The organism is Pseudoalteromonas sp. NBT06-2, assembly GCF_002276045.1.
GTDB lineage: Bacteria > Pseudomonadota > Gammaproteobacteria > Enterobacterales > Alteromonadaceae > Pseudoalteromonas.
The window spans coordinates 1-8,299 of sequence record NZ_NQMR01000065.1; the positions used below are offsets into that span (position 1 = coordinate 1).

Annotated in this window: 7 protein-coding genes; all 7 read right to left on the minus strand. The window is 35.7% G+C overall.

The annotated features are described in order from the left end of the window. Nucleotides 1-177 precede the first annotated feature (177 nt). From pelG to CJF42_RS13515, 7 genes are read right to left on the minus strand one after another with little or no spacing between them, the layout of a single operon-like run. The gene (gene pelG, locus CJF42_RS13485) at nt 178-1,545 is read right to left on the minus strand and encodes an exopolysaccharide Pel transporter PelG (RefSeq protein WP_095367187.1); all 1,368 of its coding nucleotides are present in this window, start codon (nt 1,543-1,545) and stop codon (nt 178-180) included. Next, nucleotides 1,533-2,975, minus strand: coding sequence for a GT4 family glycosyltransferase PelF (gene pelF / locus CJF42_RS13490; protein WP_095367188.1), 1,443 nt, complete (start codon nt 2,973-2,975; stop codon nt 1,533-1,535). Before pelF ends, pelG begins: the two co-directional genes overlap by 13 nt. Then, nucleotides 2,959-3,939: a hypothetical protein gene (locus CJF42_RS13495; RefSeq protein WP_095367189.1), complete on the minus strand. Its 981-nt coding sequence runs from the start codon at nt 3,937-3,939 to the stop codon at nt 2,959-2,961. The genes pelF and CJF42_RS13495 overlap by 17 nt, the downstream gene beginning before the upstream one ends. Beyond that, a complete protein-coding gene (locus tag CJF42_RS13500) occupies nt 3,902-5,281 on the minus strand; it encodes a PelD GGDEF domain-containing protein (protein ID WP_095367190.1) in 1,380 nt (459 codons plus the stop codon). Before CJF42_RS13500 ends, CJF42_RS13495 begins: the two co-directional genes overlap by 38 nt. Nucleotides 5,282-5,285: 4 nt before the next feature. After that, nucleotides 5,286-5,801: a hypothetical protein gene (locus CJF42_RS13505; protein WP_252097607.1), complete on the minus strand. Its 516-nt coding sequence runs from the start codon at nt 5,799-5,801 to the stop codon at nt 5,286-5,288. Between the two features lie 20 nt (nt 5,802-5,821). Next, a complete protein-coding gene (locus CJF42_RS13510) occupies nt 5,822-7,741 on the minus strand; it encodes a tetratricopeptide repeat protein (protein WP_095367191.1) in 1,920 nt (639 codons plus the stop codon). A gap of 20 nt (nt 7,742-7,761) precedes the next feature. Then, the gene (locus CJF42_RS13515) at nt 7,762-8,217 is read right to left on the minus strand and encodes a hypothetical protein (protein WP_141235557.1); all 456 of its coding nucleotides are present in this window, start codon (nt 8,215-8,217) and stop codon (nt 7,762-7,764) included. Nucleotides 8,218-8,299 lie beyond the last annotated feature (82 nt).

Below are 8,299 nucleotides of genomic sequence, written 5' to 3' on the forward strand. Positions count from 1 at the left end.
ACCAATTTTATACTACCTAAAACATTAAAAGTTCGGGTATGGTAAAAAATTTTAATTCTTTGTTCAGATTTTAATGAATGATCTATAAAATTTTGATTGCTTACAGCAATTAAATATACTGTCACTATGCCTTATTTTTTCAAATAGAATAACCGGATCTGAAATATATTAAAATAATTATTCTTGAAGCATAAAAGTATGGTATTCCAAGCTATTAAACTGATTATTCAATTGAACCAGTCCAAGTAAAGTTGTTAATAACATAGTAACTGCAAAGCCATAACCATAAAACTCAGGTCCTAAATTAATACTTAATTGTGTTAAAGAAAAGTTAGTAACGGCAATAAAAGTCACTAAGATTAAAGCCGCATACCTTTTATCCAAATAAAACATTACATTCAAAATAGCCATTACCATCACCTGTAGACTTACACCGACCAAATCAACATAAAGTAAATGTAAGTAAGCAAAATCTATGCTGAGTGCTTCAAGAATATCTTTACACCACAATAATAAAAGCGTCAGTGTAATACCTTGTACTTTAAATATTTGATAAATACTGTTTTTACAGTCTAAAACCATTTTATCCTTTAATAAAAATATTGACTGAAGTGTCCCACCTTCTCGGACTGTTTTATAAAAATTTTCACATGATCTCGCAAAATCAGTTTCCATATGCATCATGAATACAGCCATACCGGGTATAATTGCTAAATAAGCTATAAATATTGGTAAATCATATATATATGAGGCATAAAATATATCTATAACCTGAAAAGAAACATCCTGATTAATCCAAAAAAAAAATTTATCAACCCAAACACCAATATTATAAATAACACCACATAAAACCAAAGATAAAAAGATTTTTTTATGATTTAAAAATTCGAAAGAAACAAGACGATCTGATGGGTAATAACGTAAAACAAAGAATAGAAAAAAAAAGGTAATTAATGCCTGGCTGAGTGCAAAAATAACCAACAAGCCTAAAATACCAAAAGGTGGAAGGACAATACTAAAAACAACCATTAAGCTATAGCCCATAAATAAGGTTAAAAAGATCCGATAATATTGTTTCATGCCACTAAGAAAAATGATGATCAGCCATAAATTACATAGAATGACAAACGTAGTGAGGATCACCAATTTTATTGCGGGTGCAATCTCGCTAAAACTTAAAGCTCCAATTCCAAGAATTAAACTCAGTAACGAACTAACGACCATACAACCCAATAAATTAGGAGTAACACTTTGCTCATTTGATTGAAAGAGTTGGTCCGATATAAACCGAGTCAACATTAACTGAAATAATCCACTTAATATTAAAGAACCCGCCATCAGATAAGTAACAATTACCAGAAATTGAATAATGGTACTTTCAGGAAAAATTTTACCAATACTTAAAAAACCGATAGCCATCAATGCCACTATAGACAATACCCAAGGACCAGAGCTCACAACTCCTGCAAGACCATATGCCTCTAAAATTGAGAGTAATGTTCTCTTTTTTAAAATTTTTCTGAGTTCAAAGCCTATGCCTGCCATGCAATACCTTCTTTATATAGCTTTCTGTATGACTGATACATCATTTGCTCAACATAATAAGTTTGCACCCGCTTATAACCTATATCCCCCATCTCAAGCCATTTTAATTGATCATTCAACATAGTCTCGATTGCGCCGGCACACGCACTAGGTGAAGCAATCGGAATTATCAAACCACAGCTACCAAGGTTTCTATCATCAGTTGACATACCGTAAAGTATCTCCCTGCATGAGCCAACTTCAGTTGCAATACATGGGATACCGGCGGCCATTGCCTCGAGTAAAACCAAAGGTTGAGCTTCACTTATGGACGTTAGGATCACTACACCTAGTTTAGGTAAGATTTCTGTCACATTTTGCATACCAAGAAATTTCACTTTGCCAGTGAGATTCAAACTATCAACTAACGTCTTACATTCATCTAGATAGTCTGGGTTTTCTTCTGCAGGTCCTATTATCCATCCCTCTAGAACCGGATTTTTATTGATTGCGATCCGCATACTTCTGATGAAGGTTTTTATATCTTTAATCGGCACTATACGGCCTATTAAACCAACAACAGCAGGCGGGGTTTTATGTGCTGGCGCACCATCTTGAATTTGTCTTTGGCTGTTGCCTTCATATAAGGCTATTATTTTATCCGCATGATGGTAAACAGTAAGGCCTAGTTGCTCAAAAAATCGGATCCAGATCCCTCTGGTCATTTCCATTTTTTTATGTAAACTGGCATTAAAAGCACTATGTCGATCGGGTATCCAATTCGCTTGACTAAGGTCAATTTTACGTTCTTTCGTATAAATACCATGTTCGGTAAGCAGGTAAGGTCGTTTCGTTTTTTGATGACAAAGCGCCCCTAAAAACCCGGCATAACCAGTCGAAATACTATGGTAAACCTTAGCTTCAGGTAAGCCTCTGGCAATTTTCGCCAATTGAAATAATGGTCCATAAATATTCCTAAAGGTCCAAAAAAAATCAACAAATGAGTTCTGTTCTGCATATTTTTGATACATGTCAATCAATACATTCCATGATGCTTCGCTGTATAAAAAATCTTCCATCTTCAACTTATTATCAACCGCTAAGTTATCCAAAATATCCTGCAATAATTTATCTGTCAGAGGGTTTTCTACATTTTGAAAATAACTCAATATCTCCTTCCATTTTTGAAATGGCTTTTTTCTGCCTCGCCGTGACCTTGGCTCTACTAACTTTTTTTGGTTAAGTAAATAATTCACTTCAATATCAACAACATTCTTGGGTAATTCATAAAGCATTTCCTGATATGCGTTAGGTTCACCACCGATAAAAACTAAATAAAAATTAAATTCAGGCAATCCTTTAATAATTTGATTTACCCAACTAGATACCCCGCCTCTGACATAGGGATAAGTACCTTCTAATAGTAAACAAATATCAATATTTTTTTGCAAGCCAAAACTCCCGCATTTCGCTTAAGGTACCACCTTGTTGCTCTGGCAAGTAGGCAATGTAGTGGCGAACTTTTTTATAATCGTTCATCATAAATGCTGATTCAGCTAAATAAGGTGCCACCTGTTTCATCATTAATCCTGCCTCAAGTGCTTTCTCGAGGGGCTTTACTGCATTTAAAGGATCATTTTCAGCGAGGAAAATGCGACCTAATAGTAAATTAACTTTCGCAAGATCATCTAGTTTATTGGCTTTTAACAAATATTCTCTTGCTTGCTTCAGGTAGTGAGATTTTAACGGCCCATCAGCTAAGCCTAAATAACACAGTTCCCAGTAATTTTGTGCTATCTGGTGCGCTTTTTTAGCCGAAGGCGTTACTGCATATTGTTTTTGATGAATATCTAAGGTTTCATTTAATCTAAATTCAATTTTCTCTAAAGAAGAATATGCCAATAACCGCACATCATCGGTTAAATCATTTAGGGCTATTTTTAAAAGTGGTACTCCCTCTTTTTCTGGCAAATATCTAATTGCATTAACGGCTTGTTGTCTTTGATCAGCGCTAGAATTAAATGAGATGATTTCCCTGAGCGCACCGGCCCCATAATGTAAATTATTTATCTCACTAGGTGAATTAGGCAAAGTCAACTCTTCGGCACTGCACCAGACTTTATTGTGCTGAGGTTTAGGTAAATAAAGGCCAATAATAAAGGTAGTAGCTAAGCCTAACATACCTACAACAGGCATACATATTACGATAATAAATATAAATGCCATAGCCGAAATCACAGGGCGTTTAAATTGTACGGGTAAAAATAGCCAGCACAATATTGTAAAACTAGCTGCTGCCAGTCCATGTAATGTAATATACTCAATCCATTCAACCCAAGAAAATTGAGAATCTCTTAATAAGTAAATACTTGAAGACTCAAATAAGAGAGTCTGAATGATCAGCCAAATCTTCATCAAATGCGCCCAAATTGTTTAATATATTTGCCACTTCCTTATATTGCTCAAAAACAATGTAAGGTCCCAAAATATCTACTTGATCTAAGCCATGACGGTTTTTATCTGTTACTATATTTGATAAACGATCTACAAATTGCTTTGCTTCAAACACCGTCGTCATAGGCAATAAAGCTGCCATGGAAATTTGCCCTTGCTTAGTGGTACATCGCCAGTAAATATCTGCCCCACGGCGATAATCAATAAATTGGTTAACAGGAAGCGTTTGTTCAGCACTCTTATCTATGAATACAACTAAGGTACTATCAGCACCATAATGTTTTTTATTCCAGAGTAATTGTTGTAAGTATTTCTGAAAAATAAGATGTTGTTCTGGCTCCAAAACAGGAGCATGCAATTTTTCACACATAAAATTCGCAACATAACTTGCAACTAAGGCCATTAAGGCAATATTGGAATCTGTGAGAGATACAAATTTAACTTTTTCCGCAAGTACAACTCCTTGTAATTCACCTGATGAGTCGACTAAGGGAACTGTCAACTTGTAATGCAAAGTTTTTTCATCAATGTCCATAATATTGGCCGATGTCAGTACTTTTTTATCTTGCATCATTTCATGTAACATAGGGTCATTTATTTTAAGTGTATGTCCGTTACCAATTGAAGTAATGCAAGGTGTCACTATTTGATTATTTTTAACAACATAAATACCGGCTTCGTACATACCGACAACATCAGATAATATATGAAGACATTCATGACCCAATTTTTCAAGGCGATTGCTGGTTTCAGACAAGGCAGCTTGTTGCAGTATTTGGACACTGGTACGTAAACTCATTAATTTACCTGCCGCCCTTTGCTCAAGTTGATCATGAGATATTTTTAATAAATGATAATTTTGCGTAAAGCTCTGGAGTTTCTGCTCCATATAGCGGTAGTTAAGTTCATATCTTTGATTGATCGTATACCAGTGATCTGCAAACTCCCCGGCAACCATAGTTACAAGGGCAGTTCCTACCGCAACGGGTACACTAAAATAAACATCAAGTTTTAGCCCTAGTACAGCAAATTTCATACAAATAATGGTTAATACAAAACACATCATGCCTTTTGCAAAACCATACCTTAAAGCGATAACTAATGGACCTAACATTGGCCAAAAAAAATAATATTGTGTTTGCTCTATATCGCCCTGGTATAAATTCCCCCACATAAAAAGGGAGATAGTACAAACTATGAATAGCTCGAACCAGGCCATTTTTTCGTTTTTCAGGCCAATAATTAATCGCTTAAGTATTTTTATACTTAAAGAGACATTCTTGCGATAGGGATCATTTTTCATAAACTTACTCTAATCTCAATCCGGCAACTAACTGATTCAAAACATTCATTCCCGTGTGCGCTAAATTCTCCCTTCCCCAACCACTTCTGGCACCCGTGGCCTGCCACAACACCTTGTTAGTAGCAGCATTTTTTACCTTTAAGGTAATACCCACGGATGGTTCCGCATCTAATCCACTTTTGTATCGCCACTCAGAAATTGAACCTGTGATGATGTAATCAGCTTTTTGTATATCAAGCCATTTTATGGCTGAATTTAATTTTAAAGATGGTTCTAATATACTATCTAATGAGTTTAAATTTGATACTTGATACATGGTGGTGTGAACCCCAGCACCTGCAAGCACAGAGCCCAGTATTTCTTCAGCTTGCTCTGCCGCAAGGGGGGTACCCGAATAATTATAAAATGGCATGATCACCCATTGTTGTTCACTCGAAAAAAGCGGGCTGTCAGGAATATTGTAAGAAGAACAAGCACCTAAAAATATAAGTGTAAAAAATAAGGTAATAGATTTCATCATAATTGTTTCCATTTAATATGCTAAATAATAGCCAATTGATACATTTGAATTTTTTCTTCCAGTTCTATCTGCGCTTTGCCAAAATGCAGAAAAAAGAGTTCATCATTGCCAAAAATTGGCCAGCCAAGTCCAGTGCCGACATTAAATTCATATCGTGCTCGTTGAAAGTTATAATCGACTGAAGTATCCAGCCAATATCTGGGGGCTGTCGCTATCGCACCAGGTTGTCCCGGCTCACCATGGCCGATACGTTGACCAATAGAGATTTTTTGATATTCATCCGCTATATATCGATGACTATCTAGGGACCGTTTTAAGTGTAAACGTTGCGAAATTCTATCTAATATAAATTCATTCTTATCAGCTTTTTCGTATGCATAATTGGTATATAATAGAAAGCCCAAATCATTAAAGAACAGCACTTCTTGTGCATTGACAGTAAAAGAAATATTGCTTGCGATATGATCGCCAAAAACAGTTTTATAATCCTCGTAACTTAACTTGACCTTAAACATTTCTCGTAATGTTGGTCGTAAAGATAACGAAAAACTGAGCATATCTTGCTTACCTGAAGTCATCATTGCCCGACTATTAGTAGAAGCAGTGATATTTTTTGCAGCTATGGCTGATAATGTTACGATATCTGAAATTTCCGTTCGATAATTCACTTCTACACCAAGTGAACTTTTTCCGAACCTGTTATCGAGTAAGGCTGAAACTTCTATTTGACTGGTATCGGATATATGTCCATAAACGCTCTCTATTTGAGTGGCTTTGAGTAGTGTTGACCTAAATAGTGATTTTTCTGTTTTTTCTATCTGACTCCGGATAAATAAGCGCCAATATGCATTTTCCGATGGCGTAAAATACCCCAATTCTGTTTCTTTTATATTCCAACTAGAGTAGGTTTTTTGTTTTAACCGACTAGCATGAACCATCTTAGGGTGCATATTTACCAGATCAGCTTTTAATATACGCTCTTCAGTTGAGGCTGAAGATTCAAGATGCTCCCGTCCTAACTGCCAGGCTAGCTGCTTTTCTCCCATTTGACTGAGTGATGTTATTCGTTCTGGTGGTGATAGTGTTAAGGCAGATTTGACTAATTCAGCCACTTTTTGTTGATCTTTATTTTGTAATGCCAAAGCAAGTTGTTGTGAAGCTGGTAAGCCATAATGCTTCAACATTTTAGTTTGATGTAAAAAGCGGACTTTATCCGGCGTATTTTGCCCTAAATAATAACTGAATAGCGCTTGAGTACGGTTTTGACTAGTCTTATTTAGCAATGCTTTTTCTGTCATGACGGATGCCAAAGACTCACCGGCAAAAATAGAGATCAACGAATGATAAGAAATATCACTGTCTGGCAGTTGAAATAATTCCTGGGTTAAATGTGTTGCCACGTGGGCTCTCATTCTATATGCAGTGTAAGAATCACCAAGCTCAGCTAATACTGTGGCATAATTAAGTAACAGTGCGGGATCTCCCTTGTTTTGTCTTATTTGCTTTATATACCAAACCTTAGCATCTCGGTAAAAGCCTAATAAATGGGACGCAGCCGCAAACCCTGACCATAAATCAGGTGTGTTAGCCATTTTAGCCTTATATTTATGATAAACATTATACAAAGCAAGCTGATCATTGCGATTAATATTAAGCCAGAGTAATTCATTTATGGCAGGTTCATAATTAGGCTTGAGCATTAATATTTGAGTAAGCATATTTACAGCCAGATTATATTTCTTTTGCGTTATGGCATAACGTGCTTTTAAAAAAAGAAATGACATAGGTAAAGGATCCGTCTCATATTCCATAGCTAAATTAATTGCCTCTTGATATTTTTCAATATGGCCTTCAATGAGTGCAGCATTAGCAAACTGCTCTATAATCATTAAATATTTAGATTTCTTATATAAATCAAAAAATACTTGGCTATCACTCATTTTAATCGGTCGATGTGACTCTAAAAAGCGATAAGGATCAAATCCTTGAGTATTTTTTCTAATTGAGTCACTACATACTCAGCACCATAGGCTTTATCTGTTATGGTTAGCCAACTCTCATATTCATCATTTTTTAGCCATTGTTTTTGCACTAATACAAAATAAAAATCAGACATAGCTGCTAAATCCGCAATAGATGAAGCCTCTTCTAGACCCGCTCTGAGCTGCTTTTCATTCGGTTGATACTTTAATAATTTTAGACTGACTTGGAGAGCCGAGACTAGATTTCCCTGCCACCTGCTATATTCATGCAGTTTAAGCAAGTTTTCTTTATTTTCTTTAAATTTTATCACTTGCTCCATTAATTTAGCGGCACTGGCTATGTCTCCACTTTGTACAGCAAGACGAGACGCAAGAAGATAATTTTCTTCACTGGCATAAATCGTTGCTTTTTGCTTCGCTAATTTAGCTGCCAATTTTAACTTTCCTGTCACCGTAAAAAACTTAATTGAAGTGGTGAAAAAACTCTCATTAACCGTAACACCTCAATAACCCGTG

What these genes read in the sequence shown, in the direction of transcription:
- pelG (WP_095367187.1), bottom strand. Translation starts at nt 1,545, where the DNA reads ATGGCAGGCATAGGCTTTGAACTCAGAAAAATTTTAAAAAAGAGAACA.
- CJF42_RS13495 (WP_095367189.1), bottom strand. Translation starts at nt 3,939, where the DNA reads ATGAAGATTTGGCTGATCATTCAGACTCTCTTATTTGAGTCTTCAAGT.
- CJF42_RS13500 (WP_095367190.1), bottom strand. Translation starts at nt 5,281, where the DNA reads ATGAAAAATGATCCCTATCGCAAGAATGTCTCTTTAAGTATAAAAATA.
- CJF42_RS13505 (WP_252097607.1), bottom strand. Translation starts at nt 5,801, where the DNA reads ATGATGAAATCTATTACCTTATTTTTTACACTTATATTTTTAGGTGCT.
- CJF42_RS13510 (WP_095367191.1), bottom strand. Translation starts at nt 7,741, where the DNA reads ATGAGTGATAGCCAAGTATTTTTTGATTTATATAAGAAATCTAAATAT.